Source organism: Bacillus cereus group sp. BfR-BA-01441 (assembly GCF_022663075.1).
GTDB classification, from domain to species: domain Bacteria; phylum Bacillota; class Bacilli; order Bacillales; family Bacillaceae_G; genus Bacillus_A; species Bacillus_A cereus.
In genome coordinates this window covers 1-230 of the sequence record NZ_JAKUEU010000377.1, presented here as the reverse complement: position 1 = coordinate 230, position 230 = coordinate 1, and the positions used below count along the sequence as shown (strand labels likewise).

The window sequence follows — 230 nt, the reverse complement described above, 5'->3', positions numbered from 1 at the left end:
CAATTTCAAAGAATCTTTAAAACAAAAAGCGCGATCTGTTAGGGATGCACCTGTCAATTTAAAAAATTATGTTAAAAATAAATTGATTGATGGTGTAGTTAAAATAAATAAAAAAATAATTAACAAAACAAATGCCATTAATGAAAAGATGGAACAAGCAAGGCCAAATAAAAGTCCTGATAATGTAAAAGAAGCTCAACAAAATAGTCAACATGATGATCAAATAAAGG

The 230-nt window shown here is 27.0% G+C and carries 1 pseudogene; it reads left to right on the top strand.

Annotation, left to right across the window (positions count from 1 at the left end):
- Nucleotides 1-230, top strand: a pseudogene (locus MR107_RS30920) (replication/maintenance protein RepL); the annotation flags it as partial.